This window comes from Mesorhizobium sp. WSM4836 (genome assembly GCF_055811815.1).
Genome location: NZ_JBVVQF010000013.1, coordinates 122,593 through 140,828, shown reverse-complemented (window position 1 = coordinate 140,828; position 18,236 = coordinate 122,593). Strand labels below are relative to the sequence as shown.

Below are 18,236 nucleotides of genomic sequence, written 5' to 3'. Positions count from 1 at the left end.
ACGTGGTTCCTTATGCGAGACCGAGGGCAGTGATGGCCATGTCGATCACCTTGATGCCGACGAAGGGGACGACGACCCCGCCGAGGCCATAGACGATGAGATTGCGGCTGAGCAGGGCACCGGCGCCGACCGCGCGGTATTTGACGCCCCTCAGCGACAGCGGGATCAGCGCGATGATGATCAGTGCGTTGAAGATGATGGCCGAGAGGATAGCGCTCTGCGGCGTTGCCAGATGCATGACGTTGAGCGCCTGCAGCGGCCCGGCGGTCTGGCCCGGGGCAATGTAGAAGACGGCGAATATTGCCGGGATGATGGCAAAATACTTGGCCACGTCGTTGGCGATCGAGAAGGTGGTCAGCGAACCACGCGTCATCAGCAGCGCCTTGCCGATTTCGACGATCTCGATCAGCTTGGTCGGATCGCTGTCGAGATCGACCATGTTGCCGGCCTCGCGCGCCGCGACCGTGCCGGTGTTCATGGCGACGCCGACATCGGCCTGCGCAAGGGCCGGCGCATCGTTGGTGCCATCGCCGCACATCGCCACCAGCTTGCCTTTGGCCTGCTCGTCGCGGATCAGTTTCAGCTTGTCCTCGGGCGTCGCCTGCGCAAGGAAGTCGTCGACGCCGGCTTCCGCCGCGATCGCAGCCGCGGTCATCGGATTATCGCCGGTGATCATCACCGTGCGGATACCCATGCGGCGCAACTCGGCAAAACGTTCTGCGATGCCGCCCTTGACGATGTCCTTCAGATGGACGACGCCGAGCAGGCGCTCGTCGCGCTCGACCGCCAGTGGGGTGCCACCCGATTTGGCGATCTCGTCGGCAATAGCCTGGAGGTCGCGGACGGTGTCGCTGCCGGGGCGCGTACTGCCGATGGCAACCGTCGAGAGGTTGACATGGGCAAGCACCGCATCGACTGCGCCCTTGCGGACCGAGGAGCCCTCCAGATCGACGCCGCTCATGCGGGTTTGTGCGGTGAAGGGCACGAACGTCGCATGCAGGCTTGCCATGTCGCGGGCGCGGATGGCGTATTTCTCCTTCGCCAGCACGACGATCGAGCGGCCTTCCGGCGTTTCGTCTGCAAGCGAGGCAAGCTGGGCGGCGTCGGCCAGTTCCTGTTCGGTAACGCCCTTGACCGGACGGAATGCCGTCGCCTGGCGGTTGCCCAGCGTGATGGTCCCGGTTTTGTCGAGCAGCAGCGTGTCGACATCGCCGGCTGCCTCGACGGCGCGGCCCGACATGGCGAGCACGTTGAAGCGCACCAGGCGGTCCATGCCGGCAATGCCGATCGCCGACAGCAGGGCGCCGATCGTTGTCGGGATCAGGGTGACGAACAGGGCGACCAGCACGGTCACCGAGATATAGCCGCCCGAATACCAGGCGAAGCTCGGGATCGTCGCCGTTGCTAGTACGAAGATCAGCGTCATGCCGACGAGCAAGATGTTGAGCGCGATCTCGTTAGGTGTCTTCTGGCGCTCGGCGCCCTCGACCAACGAGATCATGCGGTCGAGGAACGTATGGCCGGCAGCCGCGGTGATGCGCACGCGGATCCAGTCGGACAAGACCTGCGTGCCGCCAGTCACCGCCGAACGATCGCCTCCGGATTCGCGGATGACCGGTGCGGATTCGCCGGTGATGGCCGCCTCGTTGACCGATGCCACGCCTTCGACCACCTCGCCGTCCGAGGGGATGATGTCGCCGGCTTCGACCAGCACGATGTCGCCGACCTTCAGGCTGGTGCCGGGCACCAGTTTGAACTTGCTGCGGTCGCCACCGTTCAACAGCTTGGCCTGCGTCTCGGTGCGCGCCCGGCGCAGCGAGTCTGCCTGCGCCTTGCCGCGGCCTTCGGCCACGGCTTCGGCGAAATTGGCGAAGAGCACGGTGAACCACAGCCAGATGATGATCTGCAGCGTGAAGCCAAGATCGCCGTCGCCGGTAACGAGATCCTTGACGAACAGCACGGTGGTGAGCGCCGAGACGACGGCGACGACGAACATCACCGGGTTCCGCATCAAGGTGCGCGGGTTCAATTTTCTGAAGGAACCGCCGATAGCGGGCCACAGAATGCGGGTATCCATGATGCTCACGGATTTCGACGGGCTCATTTGGTGGCTCCAGTATCGGTGATGTTGGACGGCGCCGGGTGCTCGCTCTTCGGGAACAGGCGCGGAAGGCTGGAGGCCAGCAGCCACAGCACGAACAGCACGGCTGCCATGCCGAGGAAGGTGGAGAGGGTCGGGAAAGGACGAGGCGTCTCGTCCCTCCCGTCATCCGGCCTTCCGTCATCGGGTCGGTGACGGTCGTGCCGACGTATGAGGTTGAACCAGGGCATGACGTTCAGAATGTCTGACCGTGAATCATTGCCAGGTGCTCGACGATCGGTCCGACCGCCAGGGCCGGAAAGAAGGTCAGGCCTCCGACGATCAGGATGACACCGACCAGCAGCCCGACGAAAAGCGGACCGTCGGTCGGGAACGTGCCAGCGGAGGCAGGGACGGTCTTTTTCGCAACCAGCGATCCAGCAATCGCCAACGCCGGGATGATTACCAGGAAGCGGCCCATCAGCATGCCGATGCCGAGCGTTATGTTGAACCAGGGCGTGTTTCCGCTGAGACCGCCAAAGGCGGAGCCATTGTTCGCTGCGGCCGAGGTGTAGGCATAGAGAACCTCGGAGAAGCCGTGCGGGCCGGCGTTGGCGATGGAAGCAACGCCGGTCGGCAGCACCACCGCGATAGCGGTGAAGATCAGCATTGCCAGCGGCAGGCAGAGCACGGCCAGCATAGCCATCTTGACCTCCTTGGCCTCCATCTTCTTGCCGAGATATTCGGGCGTGCGTCCGACCATCAGCCCGGCGACGAAGACGGCGATCACGATGAACATCAGGATACCGTAGAAGCCGGCGCCGACGCCGCCGACAATGACTTCGCCGAGCTGCATGTTGATGATCGGGATCATGCCGCCAAGTGCGGTGAAGCTGTCATGCATGGCATTGACCGCGCCGCAGGACGCGGCGGTGGTGATGACGGCAAACAGTGCCGATAGGGCGATGCCGAAGCGGCTCTCCTTGCCCTCCATGTTGCCGCCATCGATGCCCAGCGCATGGACGAGCGGATTGCCGGCGGCCTCGGCCCAGTAGCAGACGGCAACGCCGGCGATGAACAGCACGCCCATCGCCGACAGAATTGCCCAGCCCTGGCGCTGGTTGCCGACCATGCGGCCGAAGACATTGGTCAGCGCCGCGCCGAGGGCAAAGATCGTCACCATCTGGATCAGGTTCGAGATCGCGTCGGGATTTTCGAACGGGTGCGCGGCATTGGCGTTGAAGAAACCGCCGCCGTTGGTGCCGAGCATCTTGATGGCAACCTGGGAAGCGACCGGCCCGACCGCGATGGTCTGCTGCGCGCCTTCGAGCGTCGTCGCGTTGACATAGGCAGCGAGCGTCTGCGGCGTGCCGAGATAGACATAGACCAGCGTCAGGACGGTGCAGAACGGCAAAAGCAGATAGAGCGTGCAGCGGGTCATATCGACCCAGAAATTGCCGATCGATTTGCTTGAGGCCCTGGCAAAGCCGCGGATCAGTGCGACCGCAATGGCGATGCCGGTCGCCGCCGACAGAAAATTCTGCACGGTCAAGCCGGCCATCTGCACGAGGTAGGACATCGTGCTTTCGCCGCCGTAGTTCTGCCAGTTGGTGTTGGTCATGAAGCTGGCGGCGGTGTTGAAGGCCAGCCCAGGTTCGACGGCCGTCATGCCGGCCGGATTGTAGGGCAGGTCACCTTGCAGCCGTTGCAGCAAATAGAGCACCAGGAAGCCGGCCAGGTTAAAGAGCAGCAGGGCCGCCGCATAGGAGGTCCAGTGCTGCTCCTCGCGCTCGCTGGTCCCTGATATGCGGTAGAGCCCGCGCTCGAGCGGGGCCAGAATTGGCGACAGGAATGTGCGCTCGCCGCTGAAAACGCGATGCATGTAGCCGCCGAGCGGCTTCGCCAGCAAAACGACAATCCCGCAATAGACGAGGATCTGCAGCCATCCGTTGATTGTCATGGGGTTGGCTCCTTGCCAGCGGAGATCAGAACCGTTCCGGGCGAACGAGGGCGTATGTCAGGTAGGCGAGAAGAAACAGGGTCACGGCACCGCCGAGGATATAGTCGAAAAGCATGGTGCGATCCCCCAGACCTACAGCTTGTCGCAGGCTTTGATGTAGCCGAAGCATAGAGCAAAGAACGCGATGCCAATCCCGACAACAACGATGTCCATCGTGCATTTTCCTTATGGTGTGTTTGTTCTTTTCAACTTGGACAAAACTATCCGAGCCTGTCGCCGCATCACATCGGCGGGCGGATACATCGCTTCGGCGAATATGGATCGAAGTGCCATAAAAGTTCGAGACGGGACGCGGAGCAAAGAAATCAAAATCCCATAAGGATTTCGCCGCCTCGGCGCTGGCCACAGCTTCAGGAGAGGACTGCGCACCGGCTCGCGAAGCTGCCGAGATCAGTCCGCGCGGGTATAGATCACTGCGTAATCGTCCGCGTAGGCCCGCTTCCAGCCCAGTTCGTCGAAGAACGGAATGCGGCTGTCGTCGGCGGTCAACAACGTCCAGCCTACCGTATATTTGTCGAGTAGGGCTGTCAGGATCGGCTTGCCCCGACTGTGCCCCGTCTGCTCATCCGTTTCCGTAAAGCCATTCAGGAAGAGCTGATCCGTGCGGCCGTCGATAAATGTCTTGATGCCGTGGAAAATCAGCGTGCCGCCGAAATTGTAAGAGTTCAGCAGATTGCCCGACAGATTATGTGCTTGGGCGAAGGCCAGTGCGTCCCTCGCCGAGGTCTTCTGGCTCGGCGCGACCGGATAGGTCGTGAAGGCGGCAGCCGCCAAGACCAGCAAAACGGCAACTCCAGCGCAAATCCTGGAAAATTGGTGTGCGAAAAATTGTTCAAGTCCGTCGCGCTTTTCAGTCGCCCATTTCTCGGCCGAGAGCGCTGGATATTGTTGCGCGACTTCCACTGCAAGGACTACTGGGACAAGAAGAAAGAACAGGTACATGAACCGTATGTGGGTGAGATAAACGTGCAGCGTGAAGACAAGGAACAGCGCCTTGGCCCAGCCAATGCGCAATCTCGACACGAGCAGCCCGAAAAACGCCACCAGTAGGGCCACCTCCTGGAAGGTATGCCGCGAGGCGTCGAACGGCTGCCACTCCGCAATGTAAGGCACCGCCTCATTGCCATAGGCCACGGTGAATGTGGCGAGTATGGCCTTGACGCCATACGGATTGAGCAGGCTGACCAGCGGGCAAAGCAGCCCGAAAGCGATCCACTTGGCCAGCAGCCGCGGGTTCGACAAGCGCGTGTGCATGACGAGATCGAGGCCTGCGAAGGCGGCGATGACGAAACCGAAGGTGAAGGTGGCGTGGAGATTGGCCCACAGGCAAAGCAGCGCCAGCAGCCACAAAGGCGGCGCTTTCTCGTTGCGTGCGGCCTGGAAAAGACCGGCAGTCCAGACAACGATGATCGGCAAGGTAAAGATGTGGGGCCGGGCGATATAGATCGGCCCGATCAGGAGCGCGAGCACCAGCGTCAGTCCTGTCGCCAGCGTCGGCTTCAACCACGCGCTGAGATAGCACGACGTCAAGAAGATCGTCAGCGCGATTACGGCAGTCGCCAGCAGCACCACTCCATTCCAGCCGCCGGCTTGAAAGGCAATTGCAAGGAGAACCTGGCCAAGCCATTCCTTGGCGATCCATGGCTGTCCGGCAAAGGTGTAGGAATAGATGTCGACGGTAGGGAATGTGCGGCTTGCCAGCATATCCATGCCGACCTTGATGTGCCACCAGCTATCGGGATCCTGCAGGAGGGAGGTGGCAAAGGCGAGAAGCGCCGCCGCTGTCACGATGGCCGCCAGCAGGCAAAACGTCAGCCTCACATGCCGTATGTCGTCTATCGACGGCCTCGCCTCACCAGATATCCCGCGCATATGGCATCCCTGAGCCGCGATAGCGGAAGGGATAGGCCGAATTTGTTAGAAAACCGATAAGCTGCGGGATTGCGGCCCGTGTGCGGCGCGTCCAACCGGCTCGGCGCGGTCAGCCCTCGGCCTTGAAGTTCTTGGCTTCCTTCTCGACTTTCGGGCTGTTCTTGCCGTGCTTGCGCATCAGGTCCTTCGCCTGCTTCGGCGAAACGTCGGTGGTTTCGGCCAGACGCAGAGCCTCCTTTTCGTTCGGATCGCGCTTCTTGCGGTCGGCCATTGCGGTTTTCTTGTCAGCCATTACGACGCTCTTATGCTCTCGGCGATTTCGTTCAGCACCTTGCGGTCGGTGCCGTGGCGTTTGATCAGCGTTCGTGCCTGATCCGGGGTAATGCCCGCCTCCTCGGCGAAATGACGTACCTCATAGTCTTCGCCGCCCGCCACTCGTGAGTGGTCGCGACTGTCGGTCTTGGTTTTGTCGTCGGCCATGGCAGTTCTCCTCATCTCGACGAGAGCATAACGGGCAAGATTTCAGCGAGTTCCTTCGAGCGTGTCGCCCAGCACTGCCAACCGCCCAACACTGCTCCTGGGCGCAGCCTGGTATTCGTTCCCGATCGCTAATGGGAGCGATGGTCGAACACGACACCCATGGTCCTACCAACGGCCGTCATGACGATAAGCTCGACCAGATCGTCGTCACTGTTGCCGCAGGCCGGGGCCGTCCTGCGAACTATGTCCAGCATCGCCCTCGTCGAGATGGTGTCGCCGGCGCCGAACCGTGAAAGCGCAGATGAAACAAGCTCTTGGGCCGTCAAGTCGGCGACCATCACCCTCTGCATCACGTTCATCGGCTTCCTCCGACCATGAACCCTCTCCCGGGAAAATGATACGACGAACGTCGCGTTTCGCCAGCAAAATGGTGGTCCTACCAGCGCGAGGGTCGCGAGCCAAAATCGTCGGTTTGCGGAAGGCAGTCCCGGCCCGAGATGGCAGCGCTTTCGTGCATGGTCGCTTCGCCAGAGACCCATCCCCATGGCCGGGATCGGTGCCACGATGCGCTCCGGCAACGGCGCGATAGCAATATCTCGGCGCACACTTTGCCTGTTTGAGAAGTTGAGAAATTAGCGAGCGGAAGGCGCCCTCGCAGGGCATGGTCAGTTCCTGATGTGAATTGAAAGAAAACCTCGCATTAACCAGAATAATGCGCGCATCAAACGCGATACCCCATGGAGACGCGGAAACCAGCTAGGGTTGGTTTCCGCAATCGCTGGAGAGGAACGAAACCATGATTCCAGTTGTCGCATCCGACAGGCTTGAACGCTCGCCGGTTTGGGCGGAGGACGACCCGTCGGTCAAGTGGGCCGGCGCCTTCGCGGTCTATGGTGGGCACGGCACGACCCAGTCCTCGGTCATTGTCTACGAGATCGAACCCGGCAAGCGGCTCGGCTGGCACACCGACGCCACCGAGGAGACGCAGTACATCATCGCCGGCACCGGCGAGCTGCACATGGAGGACGGCACCACCCACCCGGTCGGGCCCGGCAGCGTCCTGGTACTTCCGACGCCGATCCGGCACGACCTCGTCAACACCGGCACCGAAACCCTGCGCGCCGTCGCTTTCTTTGCGGCGGCGATGTTCACGCAGACCTTCGATGACGTCATGCTGCCGCCGAAATCCCATGTCCTCGGCACGCCCAATCGTGCGGGCTGAATGCAGGCCGGCGAGAATCATCGGGCCTGCGGATGGCGGTCTCGGAGCTGAGATGAGCGCGCGCGCGGCCGGCAAGCGGTTCGGCGTCGTTACGCGCCTGCGTCACGGGCGCACTGGCTGATGGCGCCGGTCAAGGTCGACCCCGCCAAGGTGCGCGAGTTCAAGGATGCCGAAAGCTTCCATGCCTGGCTTGGCGAGCATCACGACAGCGAGGACGAAGTCTGGATCAAGATCCATAAGCTCGATTCGGGGCTGCCGTCGATCACGCCGAAGCAAGCCATCGACGTGGCGTTGTGCTGGGGCTGGATCGACGCGGTGCGCAAAGCCTTGGACGGCAAAAGCTACCTGCAGCGCTACACCCCGCGCGGCAAGAAGAGCACCTGGAGCCGGATCAATGTCGATAATGTCGCCCGGCTGATCGAGGAGGGCCGGATGACAGAGCACGGGCTGAGGCAGGTCGAGGCAGCCAAGGCCGACGGCCGCTGGGCGCGCGCTTACAAGAGCGGCAAGGAGATGAAGATCCCCGACGACCTCCAGGCGGCAATAGACGCCGAGCCCAAAGCGAAAGAGATGCTGGCAAAGCTCAGCGGGCAAAACCGCTTCGCACTAGCCTTCCGCACCCACAACATGAAAACCGAAGCCGGACGCAAGAAGAAGATCGCGGCGTTCGTGGAGATGCTGAAGCGCGGCGAGACCATCCATCCGCAACGAAATCGCGGTTCCGGGTGAACATTTGGCCGCTTGTCTCCTGCGTCTTGTGCTTGCTCCTGTCGGAGAGCCCCGAATCCGGCTGGATCGCTGCTCAGGCCCACCTTCGCTCCTAGCGATGTCGCGGACGATTGTTTTCGACGAGCGTCGCCTGCCATTTCGACACCATCTCTCATTCGTTTAATCGATGCAGGAACAAAGCCCCGTCCTCACAGTCGGCATACGCATATTAGCAGGCGCTGTTATGAGGTTTTTGCCCATTCAGGAGCCGACTGGCACGTGGGCCGTGTTTGATGCGACCGTGGACGTACCTGCGGACTTCGCTGGCAGTTGCCTTATCGGCTTGCCGCGGGAGCGGGCAGAGTGGCTTGCAGCAAGAGCCAATCGAGATGCTGCAAAAGGCACTTCGATTTGCCGGTTGTCTGCCGGACCGGCACAGACCGCGTTCCTTAGACTTAGACCGTTAGGAGAGATTTCGATGATGCACGAACAGGTAATGGAAGCTGCGTTGGCAGCCAGGAATCAGGAAGCGGACATTCGTGGTGTCTTCGACATCACCAACAAAACCGATGCGGCAATCGGCTCCCGCCGGTTGGGTGAGGCCATCCACTTTGTCGCCAATGCACCTATCGTTGGCTATGATGTTCACGCCGCCGTCATCAGGTATGGCCCACTCGGAACCCCCAGCCTCAGAGCAACAGATTGCGAACAGCTGTGGGAGAAGTTTGGCGAGGCCCTGCTGCAACACTGACGGGCAGACCTTTGGCGCGTATGGCACCGCCATGGTGCAGGACACTTCCCGGCGAGAACGAACATGGAAGCTTGGGGGCGATGTTGCAATCAAATTAGCGTGAGCGCATATTTTTTGCCGGCTGGCCTCGCAACCGGCCAGGCCCGACGGCCGGCCGCCAACGGGCCGTCAGGCCGCCAACAAATGGTTCGGCAGGCCCGACGGTCCCCTTGGCAAGGTCGCCGGAACCACAGCATGATGCGGCGGCAAAACGGGTTTGGGAGAATGACATGCCTAAGGTTTCGGAGCTCTTTTTCAAGACAGCCATCGTGTTTCTTATTCTGGGAATTGCAGCCGGGCTGCAGATGGCAATTTCAGGCGATCACGGCGCATTTCCGGCTCACGCGCACATCAACCTGCTGGGGTGGGTCACCAGTGCAATATTCGGCGGCTACTATGCGCTGAACCCGGCGAAGGCTGCCCGCAGGAGCGCGATGATCCACTACGGCGTCTACAATCTCGGCCTGGTCGTGATGCTGCCGGCTCTTTACCTGATGCTGCAGGGAAATAGGGCGCTCGAGCCGATCGTCGCCACCGGCTCAATGATTGTCGCTGTCGCGGTGCTGATCTTTGCCTTCGTGGTTTTCTCCGGCGAAACAGAACGCTCAGTCTCGGGAATACAAGCGGTTCGGCGCTGAACAGCGTCGGACATTGTCGGCCAACCAAAAGCCCGCGCCTCTGGCGGAGGACGCGGGCCGATCGGTTTGCAGTCCGATCTGCAGCAGGAACCGAAAGCCCCACTGCTCAGGATAACAATTAGAAATTGCTAATGTCCGCAGGCGAAGATGCCGGGCGACAGGGTATCGTCAGTTCTGGATGGCCCATAGTCGATCGGCCAAAAGCGCCCTCTGTCCAGACAATTGTCTCGGCGTCATAGCTCAGGCCCGCCGCTATTGCCTTTGGCCGGTCGCAAGTTTTCGCTAGACGAACCTATGAAGATGAACGGCTTGCTCACTTGTTTTCCCGCCTGTCCCGCTCAAGCGCCTCTGTCGCGCGTGACGCCAAAAGACCGATGCCACGGCTTCTGCGGACCGGGAACCCGTATGCCAACCGCAATTCTTCAGCCAGTTTCATGGCAGCGCCAGCGTGACTGACAATAAAGTCATCGGTCCTCACGTCATCCAAGTACCCGGCGCCGATGACATCCCTGCTAATGCTTTGGCGGACTGAAACCTCCCTCCTATAATTCATTGATTGTTCTGCGAGAGATTTATGCAGAGATTGCCAAGCGGCAGGGTCATCGGGATAGACCGGAACATTCGGAGGCATCAGTGCTCCAGGCGATGTCTTGTATATGTCCTGCCTGACCAATACCGCTGCGCACTCGTCCGCAAATTCTTCGAGAATTACCGCAATGCAAAGCGCTAGATGTTCGGCCTTGCGCTTGCGCTCCCTGTATTCTCGATAGCCTCCAAACACCCCCGTTGATGGCGGCGGTGCCCAAGCCCGCACTTAGGAAAATCTGGGCAATAGCAATCCAATTCCAGTGCGTCAGGTCCCAATCCATGCGCTATGCTGCCTTGCGGGTGCGAGTATTCGAACGGCGGATGTAAAATGAATTTTCGGGTCGCTCACATGTACCCGCCCCTGTTCGGAAAGAACATCGCTATGGACCTGATGTTAACCGAAAGCACCATCTTGGTTGCTGTCTTGCTGCGGCTGGCGAGGATGGGCATAGCGGCGCTACCGATGCATGACGGGATCATGGTGGAGTCCCGCTATGGGGAGGCAGCCAAAGACATAATGCTGCGCGTTGCCTTTGAGAAATGCGACACAACTGTTCCGGTTTACGTTAAGCCAGCGAGCAGCCCCTAGCACCGCACTACGCTTGGACAATGGCGGCAGGATTACCGCCCACTGTGAGGTAGCCAAAAGACCATATCTTGGATGTTGTACTCCGCCATCATTTGAAGTCCCGGGTCATCATACGATTAGGCTCGAAGCCGCTTGATCAAATGGAACGGCACACGGTCAATGCCAGAGACGTTCAAGAACACGTTGGATAGAGCGTGCTCGTCGCCGAAATCCATTGCACTTGCTCGGTCGCTGAGGGGCTTATCCTCCGTAGCGTTCAAATTTTTTGGGCACCCATTTGGGGCACTGAACGAATGGATTGAGTGAATAACCTGTTTAAAATCAGTCCATTAAGACGTCTTTGAAAGTCTGGCGGAGAGAGCGGGATTCGAACCCGCGTTACGGTTTCCCGTAAACACACTTTCCAGGCGTGCGCCTTCAACCACTCGGCCACCTCTCCGTCTTTTTAGCATTTTCGACGCGGCCGGTTTCGCCGCGCGGGTTGGGGAGATGCATCTCCTTGTGGGATTCCGGACCGGAATTCCGGCCGTGGGCGCCGTCAACCAGCGGATACCCTTTCCCCGCACCCGAGCCGTCAAAGCAACAGGCGCGGGGCTCATCTAGTCGATCCGGTGCCGAATGCCAAGACATAACGGCAGTCTATTCGCTTTGCCGGATACGGATGCTCAGCCCATTTTACCGGAGCACCCGATGGGGGCCAATTGAAAGGGGCGGCGGAGGTGCGCTTGCCGTGCGGCGCGCCACTGGTTGCGGCGAACCCGGCTACCGCAGGTTCAACTTCATGTGTCGCGATTGCAGGCGAAGCAAGTAGATCCTATCTAACAGTCCGACACCACATTCTGATAAACTCCTGGGGAGGAAGGTCCGGATGTTCCGCTTCGTCTTTCGTCTCGCTGCAATGGTCGCGCTTTCGGTTTCGGTCATCATGGCCGTGCTCGACGCGACCCGCTCGGTGGCGGCTTCGGCGCTGGTGATGACCCCGCTCAATACCAGCTGGCTCGCCGTCTCGCCGGACACGCGCAGCGGCTTCGAAAGCTTCGTCCGCGACAAGGTCAACCCGCTGCTGTGGGATGGCGCCATCGCCTGGGTGCTCAACCAGCCCGGCTTCGCGGTGTTCGCGGTGCTGGCCTTCATTCTTTATGCCATTGGCTACAGGCGGCCGCGCCCCAGCGGGCGGTTCGCCGCGACCTGACATTTCCAGCGTTCCCGGGTCCAGCATTCCCGGATCGGGGATGGCTCAACCAAGAAGAAAAGGAAACCCACATGTTTCTCAGCGACATGCTGAACAAGAAGCTCAACCTGCCGAAGCCCTCCGAGGCGCTGCCCGGCCGCGACCGGCTGATCCCGACGGCATCGAAACACTTTGTCTCGAACAGGCCGCTCAAGGGCCCCTATCCCGAAGGGCTTGAGACGGCGATGTTCGGCCTGGGCTGTTTCTGGGGCGCCGAGCGTCTGTTCTGGCAGGTCAAGGGCGTCTGGGTCACGGCGGCCGGTTATGCCGGCGGCGTCACGCCCAACCCGACCTATCAGGAAACCTGCACCGGGCTCACCGGCCATGCCGAAGTCGTGCTCGTCGTCTACGACCCGAAGATCGTGTCCTATGCCGAGCTCTTGAAGCTGTTCTGGGAAAGCCACGACCCAACGCAAGGCATGCGCCAGGGCAATGATGTCGGCACCACCTACCGCTCGGCGATCTACACGTTCAACGACGCGCAGTACCAGGCGGCGATCGCCTCGCGCGATGCCTACGAGGCTTCGCTGCGCGGCGCCGGACGCGGCAAGATCACCACCGAGATCGCGCCGGCGCCGGAATTCTATTTCGCCGAGGAAGATCACCAGCAGTATCTGGCGAAGAACCCCTACGGCTATTGCGGCCTGCAGGGAACCGGCGTCTCCTGCGCCATTCCGGCCGCCGTCTCCGCCTGATTTTATGCCCCTGACGCAAGGAATATGCTGTGGCTCCGCGATGCGGCGCCACGCTCTTCCAAAGGGTCAAAATTCCACGTGAATTTTGTTTCGGGCCGTGCCAGATTGGCCCGAAGCGGGAGGAAGACACTCCTGCCTGACGCCGCGTGCCTGCCGGAGAACCGGGCCGGCATGCGGTGCATAATGGACAAATAACCGACAGGGGTGTGGATCACATGAAACGTATCGTTCTCGGCCTTATGGCCGCAGCTGCAATGGTTCTTCCGGCCTTCGCCGCGGACATTCAACCCGCGATCCTCTACGATCTCGGCGGCAAGTTCGACAAGTCGTTCAACGAGGCCTCGTTCAACGGCGCCGAAAAGTTCAAGACCGAGACCGGCATCCCCTATGTGGAATTCGAGGTCAGCAACGCCACCCAGCGCGAGCAGGCGCTGCGCCGCTTCGCCGAGGACGGCCGCAACCCGATCGTCATGGCGGGCTTCTCCTGGGCTGACGCGCTTGACAAGATCGCCACCGAGTTCCCCGACACCAAATTCGCCATCATAGACATGGTCGTCGACAAACCCAATGTCCGCTCGTTGGTCTATAAGGAGCAGGAAGGCTCGTACCTCGTCGGCGTGATGGCGGCGATGGCTTCCAAGACCAAGAAGGTCGGCTTCGTCGGCGGCATGGACATTCCGCTGATCCGCAGGTTCGGCTGCGGCTATGTCGGCGGCGCCAAGGCGGCCGGCGCCACCGACGTCATCCAGAACATGACCGGCGATACGCCGGCAGCCTGGAACGATCCGGCCAAGGGCGGCGAGATCGCCAAGACGCAGATCGACCAGGGCGCCGACGTGGTCTATGCAGCGGCAGGCGGCACCGGTGTCGGCGTGCTGCAGGCGGCGGCCGACGCCGGCAAGCTCGGCATCGGCGTCGATTCCAACCAGAACGGCCTGCAGCCCGGCAAGGTGCTGACCTCCATGGTCAAGCGCGTCGACGTTGCCGTCTATAACACCTTCATGGATGCCAAGGACGGCAAGTTCACGGCCGGCGTCAACGATCTCGGCCTCAAGGAAGGCGGCGTCGACTACGCCATGGACGACAACAACAAGGCGCTTGTCGACGATGCGATGAAGGCGGCGGTCGAAAAAGCCAAGGCCGACATCATCGCCGGCACCATCAAGGTGCACGACTACATGTCGGACAATGCCTGCCCGTATTGATCGATTGCCCTTATTGATCGACTGGCACTGCTGACGAGCCGCCGGGTGAAAGCCCGGCGGTTTTGCATTGTCAGGCCGCTCACCAGTGCGGCGGCTTGGTCACCGGCACGTCGGGTGCGGCCTGTTCCTCAAGCGCCAGGAAACGCTCGGCCAGCGCGTCGAGCTTGACCTGCATACGCTCGATCACCTTCCACTGCTCGGCGATCTGGCCGGACAGTTCCTCGATGGTCTTCTCCTGCTCGGCGGCGCGGATTTCCAGGGTCGTCAGCCGGTCGTCGGGCATGGTCATTTGAAATCCTCGATCAGGCGATTGTGCAGGCTGCGGCCACGTTGGAAATTGACAAGCATGGCGGGATTTGTCGAGAGTGAACCCAGCTCCGGCCAATTGGCACAGACCCAATTGGCACAGACTGGGCGTCATGCTAGGCGTTTGACCAAGCGGTAAAAAAATAACAGTGGGAACAGGCTGCATGGCGCAAGCCGCAATCGAGCTGATCGGCATCGACAAGAGCTTTGGCGCCGTGCGCGCCAACCGCGACATCAATCTGGAAATCATGCGCGGTACCATTCACGGCATCGTCGGCGAAAACGGCGCCGGCAAGTCGACGCTGATGTCGATCCTCTATGGGTTCTACCAGGCCGATTCCGGAGAGATCCGTGTCGGCGGCCGGCCGGCATCGATCAAGACACCGAACGATGCGATCGCGCTCGGCATCGGCATGGTGCATCAGCATTTCATGCTGGTCGACAATTTCTCGGTGCTGGAAAACGTCATTCTCGGCGCTGAAAGCGATGCGCTGCTGAAGAAGAGCATCGCCAAGGCGCGTTCCGAGCTGGAGCGGCTAGAGCGCGAATACGGGCTCGAAGTCGATCCCGACGCCATCATCGAGGAGTTGCCGGTCGGCCTGCAGCAACGCGTCGAAATCCTCAAGGCGCTCTATCGCGGCGCCGAGATCCTGATCCTCGACGAGCCGACGGGCGTGCTGACGCCGGCCGAGGCCGACCACCTGTTCCGGATCCTCAGGCAGCTGAAGGAGCAGGGCAAGACGATCGTGCTGATCACCCATAAGCTGCGCGAGATTATGGCGATCACCGACACGGTCTCGGTGATGCGCCAGGGCACGATGGTGGCGACACGCGAAACCAGGAAGACCACGGTCGAGGAGCTGGCCGAGCTGATGGTCGGCCGGCGCGTGCTGCTGCGCGTCGAAAAGGGCGAGGCGAAGGCCGGCGGCGTCAAGCTCGCGGTCAAGAACCTAACGGTCAGGGATTCCCGCGGCGTCACCATGGTCGACGACGTCTCCTTCGACGTCCACGCCGGCGAGATCGTCGGCATTGCCGGCGTCGCCGGCAACGGGCAGTCCGAACTGCTCGAGGCGATTTCCGGCATCAGGCACGCCGTTTCGGGCTCCGTTATGCTCGACGGAAAGCCGATCGATCTGACCGGCGCCGCTGATCCCGGCGAGCTGCGCGAGCGCGGCCTTGCCCATGTGCCGGAGGACCGCCACCATGTCGGGCTGGTGCTGGCCTTCGAGGAGAACGAGAATTCGATCCTCGGCTACCAGGACGACGAGCGCTATCTGAAGGGGCCGTTCCTCGACATCGACGCCATCCGCAACGATGCCAGGGACAAGATCGTCAAATACGACATCCGACCGGCGGACTGCCGCCTCAAGACCGCCAATTTCTCCGGCGGCAACCAGCAGAAGATCGTGCTGGCGCGGGAAATGGAACAAGATCCCGGCGTGTTGATCGTCGGGCAGCCGACGCGCGGCGTCGATGTCGGCGCGATCGAATTCATTCACAAGCGCCTCATCGCCATGCGCGACCAGGGCAAGGCGGTGCTGGTGGTTTCGGTCGAGCTTGACGAGATCCGCTCGCTTTCCGACCGCATCCTGGTGATGTTTGCCGGCCGCATCGTCGGCGAGCGCGGCCCCGACGCAACCGAGGGCGAACTCGGTCTGCTGATGGCCGGCGTCGAGCACCGGGAGGCCGCCGAGTGAGCACTCCCTATGCCAAGCTGCCGGCCTGGGCCGATTACGTGCTGATCCCGTTGATCAATCTGTTCGTCGCCTTCGTCGTCGCCGGCTTCGTCGTCATATTGGTCGGCGAGAACCCGCTGCGTGCAGCGGTCATCCTGGTGGAGGGCGCCTTCGGCCGTGGCCAAGGCATCGCTTTCACGCTTTTCTATGCCACCACCTTCATCTTCAGCGGGCTTTCGGTGGCCGTTGCGGCGCATTGCGGCCTATTCAACATCGGTGGCGAGGGCCAAGGCTATATCGCCGGTCTCGGTATCGGCATCGTTTGCCTGGCCTTTGACAGCGTGCTGCCCTGGTGGCTGACCTTCCTGATTGCCATTATCGCCGCCGCGGCAATGGGCGCGCTGTGGGCGCTGATCCCGGCCTATCTGCAGGCCAAGCGCGGCTCGCATATCGTCATCACCACCATCATGTTCAATTTCATCGCCGCCAGCGTCATGGTCTATGCGCTGGTGGGCATGCTGAAGCCGCCCGGCTCGATGGCGCCGCAGACGCGCACCTTTCTCGAAGGCGCGCAATTGCCGAAGCTCAACTGGGTCATCGAATTGTTCGGCGCCAAAATCCGATCGGCGCCGTTCAACGTCAGCTCGCTGCTGGCATTGGCAATGGCCTTTTTGGTGTGGGCCCTGATCTGGCGCACCAAGCTCGGCTACGAGATGCGCACCTACGGCCACAGTCCGAAAGCGGCGCGTTATGCCGGCATTTCGGAAATCCGCATCATCATCATCGCCATGATGATCTCGGGCGCACTGGCCGGCATGATGGCGCTTAACCCGACGATGGGCGACCAGCACAATGTCGCGCTCGAATTCGTTTCGGGCGCCGGTTTCGTCGGCATTGCCGTGGCGCTGATGGGGCGCCTGCACCCGGTCGGCATCGTGCTGGCGGCGATCCTGTTCGGCATGCTCTACCAGGGCGGCGCCGAGCTCGCCTTCGAGATGCCGGCGATCAGCCGCGACATGATCGTCATCATCCAGGGCCTGGTCATCCTGTTCGCCGGCGCGCTCGAGCATATGTTCCGGCCCTATGTCCAGGCGCTGTTCGCCTCGCTCAGCCCGAGATCGGTCGGCATGGAAGCGGTCAAGGGGAAGGGCGCCTGAGATGGATTTCTTCAACGCCATCGTGCAGGTCCTGGACTCGACCATCCGCCTGTCGGTCCCTTTGCTGCTCGCCTGCCTCGCCGGCCTCTATTCGGAGCGCGCCGGCGTCTTCGACATCGGGCTCGAGGGCAAGATGCTGGTTGGCGCCTTCGCCGGTGCCGCCGCAGCCTCGGTCTTCCACTCGGCCTATCTCGGCCTCGGCATGGCCATCCTCATTTCGGTCGCCTTCGCGCTGATCCACGGCTTTGCCTCGATCACCCATCGCGGCAACCAGATCGTTTCCGGCGTCGCGATCAATTTCATTGCCGCCGGATCGACGATTATGCTCGGCCAGGCCTGGTTCCAGCAGGGCGGGCGCACGCCGGCGCTGGCCGCCGGCGAGCGGTTCGAGGCAATCATCTGGCCGGGCGCGGATGCGCTCAGGGGCGTCCCGGTCCTCGGGCCGATCTATTCGGAACTCATCTCCGGCCACTCCGTGCTGGTCTATCTCGCCTTCCTGGCCGTGCCGTTCACCTGGTGGGTGCTGTTTCGCACGCGCTTCGGCTTGCGCCTGCGTGCCGTCGGCGAGAACCCGGCCGCGGTCGATACCGCCGGCATATCCGTCGCCTGGCTGCGCTATCGGGCGCTGATCTGCACCGGCGTGCTCACCGGCATTGCCGGCGCCTATCTGTCGATGGTGCAGAATGGCGGCTTCGTGAAGGACATGACCGCCGGCAAGGGCTACATCGCGCTGGCCGCGCTGATCTTCGCCAAATGGAAACCGGTCAACGCCATGTTTGCCTGCCTGCTGTTCGGCTTCCTCGACGCGGCGTCGATCCGCCTGCAAGGCACGCCGCTGCCGCTGATCGGCAAGGTCCCGGTGCAATTCATGCAGGCGCTGCCCTATGTGCTGACCGTCATCCTGCTTGCCGGCTTCATAGGCAAGGCAATCCCGCCGCGCGCCGGCGGCGTGCCTTACGTCAAGGAACGCTGATCTATT

General features: G+C 61.6%; 20 protein-coding genes and 1 tRNA gene. 11 read left to right on the top strand and 10 right to left on the bottom strand.

Translation table 11 applies throughout. The features are described from left to right. Positions 1–10 precede the first annotated feature (10 nt). From kdpB to AC0L2P_RS17140, 8 genes are all read right to left on the bottom strand, one after another. The gene (gene kdpB, locus AC0L2P_RS17175) at positions 11–2,104 is read right to left on the bottom strand and encodes a potassium-transporting ATPase subunit KdpB (RefSeq protein ID WP_473502510.1); all 2,094 of its coding nucleotides are present in this window, start codon (positions 2,102–2,104) and stop codon (positions 11–13) included. Beyond that, positions 2,101–2,331, bottom strand: a complete 231-nt coding sequence (locus AC0L2P_RS17170; RefSeq protein WP_473502509.1) for a hypothetical protein — start codon at positions 2,329–2,331, stop codon at positions 2,101–2,103. Before AC0L2P_RS17170 ends, kdpB begins: the two co-directional genes overlap by 4 nt. A gap of 5 nt (positions 2,332–2,336) precedes the next feature. After that, positions 2,337–4,040 (bottom strand): potassium-transporting ATPase subunit KdpA, encoded by a 1,704-nt coding sequence (kdpA, locus tag AC0L2P_RS17165; protein WP_473502508.1) that lies wholly within the window; start codon positions 4,038–4,040, stop codon positions 2,337–2,339. Between the two features lie 25 nt (positions 4,041–4,065). Beyond that, on the bottom strand, positions 4,066–4,155 hold the full coding sequence (locus AC0L2P_RS17160; protein WP_023675300.1) for a K(+)-transporting ATPase subunit F: 90 nt from the start codon (positions 4,153–4,155) through the stop codon (positions 4,066–4,068). Between the two features lie 335 nt (positions 4,156–4,490). Next, positions 4,491–5,972, bottom strand: a complete 1,482-nt coding sequence (locus AC0L2P_RS17155) for a hypothetical protein (RefSeq protein ID WP_473502507.1) — start codon at positions 5,970–5,972, stop codon at positions 4,491–4,493. A gap of 109 nt (positions 5,973–6,081) precedes the next feature. Further along, the gene (locus AC0L2P_RS17150) at positions 6,082–6,264 is read right to left on the bottom strand and encodes a hypothetical protein (RefSeq protein ID WP_473502506.1); all 183 of its coding nucleotides are present in this window, start codon (positions 6,262–6,264) and stop codon (positions 6,082–6,084) included. Continuing rightward, positions 6,264–6,452, bottom strand: a complete 189-nt coding sequence (locus AC0L2P_RS17145) for a DUF3606 domain-containing protein (protein ID WP_473502505.1) — start codon at positions 6,450–6,452, stop codon at positions 6,264–6,266. The genes AC0L2P_RS17150 and AC0L2P_RS17145 overlap by 1 nt, the downstream gene beginning before the upstream one ends. A gap of 128 nt (positions 6,453–6,580) precedes the next feature. Continuing rightward, positions 6,581–6,811 carry a hypothetical protein gene (locus tag AC0L2P_RS17140; protein ID WP_473502504.1) on the bottom strand — a complete coding sequence of 77 codons (231 nt, stop codon included), beginning with the start codon at positions 6,809–6,811 and terminating at the stop codon, positions 6,581–6,583. Positions 6,812–7,248: 437 nt separating this feature from the next. Between AC0L2P_RS17140 and AC0L2P_RS17135 the strand changes: the two genes are divergently transcribed. The 5 genes from AC0L2P_RS17135 (at position 7,249) to AC0L2P_RS17115 (ending at position 10,987) form a co-directional block, all read left to right on the top strand. Further along, positions 7,249–7,674: a cupin domain-containing protein gene (locus AC0L2P_RS17135; RefSeq protein WP_473502503.1), complete on the top strand. Its 426-nt coding sequence runs from the start codon at positions 7,249–7,251 to the stop codon at positions 7,672–7,674. A gap of 120 nt (positions 7,675–7,794) precedes the next feature. After that, positions 7,795–8,403: a YdeI/OmpD-associated family protein gene (locus AC0L2P_RS17130; protein WP_473502502.1), complete on the top strand. Its 609-nt coding sequence runs from the start codon at positions 7,795–7,797 to the stop codon at positions 8,401–8,403. Between the two features lie 457 nt (positions 8,404–8,860). Beyond that, positions 8,861–9,133, top strand: coding sequence for a hypothetical protein (locus tag AC0L2P_RS17125; protein WP_473502501.1), 273 nt, complete (start codon positions 8,861–8,863; stop codon positions 9,131–9,133). A 269-nt stretch (positions 9,134–9,402) separates the two neighbouring features. Beyond that, a complete protein-coding gene (locus tag AC0L2P_RS17120; protein ID WP_473502500.1) occupies positions 9,403–9,810 on the top strand; it encodes a hypothetical protein in 408 nt (135 codons plus the stop codon). A 916-nt stretch (positions 9,811–10,726) separates the two neighbouring features. After that, positions 10,727–10,987 (top strand): hypothetical protein, encoded by a 261-nt coding sequence (locus AC0L2P_RS17115; RefSeq protein WP_473502499.1) that lies wholly within the window; start codon positions 10,727–10,729, stop codon positions 10,985–10,987. Positions 10,988–11,336: 349 nt separating this feature from the next. Here AC0L2P_RS17115 and AC0L2P_RS17110 read toward each other — a convergent pair. Continuing rightward, positions 11,337–11,426: transfer RNA gene (locus AC0L2P_RS17110), tRNA-Ser, on the bottom strand. 429 nt (positions 11,427–11,855) lie between these two features. On the opposite strand from AC0L2P_RS17110, the gene AC0L2P_RS17105 reads away from it, so the two are divergent. The 3 genes from AC0L2P_RS17105 to AC0L2P_RS17095 all read left to right on the top strand — a co-directional run bounded on the left by AC0L2P_RS17105 (position 11,856) and on the right by AC0L2P_RS17095 (position 14,118). Next, the gene (locus AC0L2P_RS17105) at positions 11,856–12,179 is read left to right on the top strand and encodes a hypothetical protein (RefSeq protein ID WP_473502498.1); all 324 of its coding nucleotides are present in this window, start codon (positions 11,856–11,858) and stop codon (positions 12,177–12,179) included. Between the two features lie 71 nt (positions 12,180–12,250). Next, the gene (gene msrA / locus AC0L2P_RS17100; RefSeq protein WP_473502497.1) at positions 12,251–12,913 is read left to right on the top strand and encodes a peptide-methionine (S)-S-oxide reductase MsrA; all 663 of its coding nucleotides are present in this window, start codon (positions 12,251–12,253) and stop codon (positions 12,911–12,913) included. 215 nt (positions 12,914–13,128) lie between these two features. Further along, positions 13,129–14,118: a BMP family lipoprotein gene (locus tag AC0L2P_RS17095; RefSeq protein WP_023675310.1), complete on the top strand. Its 990-nt coding sequence runs from the start codon at positions 13,129–13,131 to the stop codon at positions 14,116–14,118. Positions 14,119–14,197: 79 nt separating this feature from the next. Here AC0L2P_RS17095 and AC0L2P_RS17090 read toward each other — a convergent pair whose 3' ends face one another. Then, a complete protein-coding gene (locus tag AC0L2P_RS17090; protein ID WP_473502496.1) occupies positions 14,198–14,407 on the bottom strand; it encodes a SlyX family protein in 210 nt (69 codons plus the stop codon). Between the two features lie 181 nt (positions 14,408–14,588). On the opposite strand from AC0L2P_RS17090, the gene AC0L2P_RS17085 reads away from it, so the two are divergent. Genes AC0L2P_RS17085 through AC0L2P_RS17075 form a run of 3 tightly spaced genes read left to right on the top strand, consistent with a single transcriptional unit; the run spans position 14,589 to position 18,230 of the window. Then, complete coding sequence (locus AC0L2P_RS17085) at positions 14,589–16,121, top strand: ABC transporter ATP-binding protein (protein ID WP_473502495.1); 1,533 nt, start codon at positions 14,589–14,591, stop codon at positions 16,119–16,121. Further along, the gene (locus tag AC0L2P_RS17080) at positions 16,118–17,257 is read left to right on the top strand and encodes an ABC transporter permease (RefSeq protein ID WP_473502494.1); all 1,140 of its coding nucleotides are present in this window, start codon (positions 16,118–16,120) and stop codon (positions 17,255–17,257) included. The genes AC0L2P_RS17085 and AC0L2P_RS17080 overlap by 4 nt, the downstream gene beginning before the upstream one ends. Before the next feature lies 1 nt (position 17,258). Then, entirely contained in the window at positions 17,259–18,230 is a 972-nt protein-coding gene (locus AC0L2P_RS17075) for an ABC transporter permease (protein WP_473502493.1), read from the top strand. Positions 18,231–18,236: the final 6 nt, after the last annotated feature.

Bases quoted from the DNA above. Each gene is read 5' to 3' on its own strand.
- AC0L2P_RS17085 (WP_473502495.1), top strand. From the start codon at position 14,589: ATGGCGCAAGCCGCAATCGAGCTGATCGGCATCGACAAGAGCTTTGGC.
- AC0L2P_RS17155 (WP_473502507.1), bottom strand. From the start codon at position 5,972: ATGCGCGGGATATCTGGTGAGGCGAGGCCGTCGATAGACGACATACGG.
- msrA (WP_473502497.1), top strand. From the start codon at position 12,251: ATGTTTCTCAGCGACATGCTGAACAAGAAGCTCAACCTGCCGAAGCCC.
- AC0L2P_RS17145 (WP_473502505.1), bottom strand. From the start codon at position 6,452: ATGGCCGACGACAAAACCAAGACCGACAGTCGCGACCACTCACGAGTG.
- AC0L2P_RS17130 (WP_473502502.1), top strand. From the start codon at position 7,795: ATGGCGCCGGTCAAGGTCGACCCCGCCAAGGTGCGCGAGTTCAAGGAT.
- AC0L2P_RS17115 (WP_473502499.1), top strand. From the start codon at position 10,727: ATGAATTTTCGGGTCGCTCACATGTACCCGCCCCTGTTCGGAAAGAAC.
- AC0L2P_RS17120 (WP_473502500.1), top strand. From the start codon at position 9,403: ATGCCTAAGGTTTCGGAGCTCTTTTTCAAGACAGCCATCGTGTTTCTT.
- kdpA (WP_473502508.1), bottom strand. From the start codon at position 4,040: ATGACAATCAACGGATGGCTGCAGATCCTCGTCTATTGCGGGATTGTC.
- AC0L2P_RS17105 (WP_473502498.1), top strand. From the start codon at position 11,856: ATGTTCCGCTTCGTCTTTCGTCTCGCTGCAATGGTCGCGCTTTCGGTT.
- AC0L2P_RS17090 (WP_473502496.1), bottom strand. From the start codon at position 14,407: ATGACCATGCCCGACGACCGGCTGACGACCCTGGAAATCCGCGCCGCC.
- AC0L2P_RS17140 (WP_473502504.1), bottom strand. From the start codon at position 6,811: ATGAACGTGATGCAGAGGGTGATGGTCGCCGACTTGACGGCCCAAGAG.
- AC0L2P_RS17160 (WP_023675300.1), bottom strand. From the start codon at position 4,155: ATGCTTTTCGACTATATCCTCGGCGGTGCCGTGACCCTGTTTCTTCTC.
- AC0L2P_RS17170 (WP_473502509.1), bottom strand. From the start codon at position 2,331: ATGCCCTGGTTCAACCTCATACGTCGGCACGACCGTCACCGACCCGAT.
- kdpB (WP_473502510.1), bottom strand. From the start codon at position 2,104: ATGAGCCCGTCGAAATCCGTGAGCATCATGGATACCCGCATTCTGTGG.
- AC0L2P_RS17150 (WP_473502506.1), bottom strand. From the start codon at position 6,264: ATGGCTGACAAGAAAACCGCAATGGCCGACCGCAAGAAGCGCGATCCG.
- AC0L2P_RS17075 (WP_473502493.1), top strand. From the start codon at position 17,259: ATGGATTTCTTCAACGCCATCGTGCAGGTCCTGGACTCGACCATCCGC.
- AC0L2P_RS17125 (WP_473502501.1), top strand. From the start codon at position 8,861: ATGATGCACGAACAGGTAATGGAAGCTGCGTTGGCAGCCAGGAATCAG.
- AC0L2P_RS17095 (WP_023675310.1), top strand. From the start codon at position 13,129: ATGAAACGTATCGTTCTCGGCCTTATGGCCGCAGCTGCAATGGTTCTT.
- AC0L2P_RS17135 (WP_473502503.1), top strand. From the start codon at position 7,249: ATGATTCCAGTTGTCGCATCCGACAGGCTTGAACGCTCGCCGGTTTGG.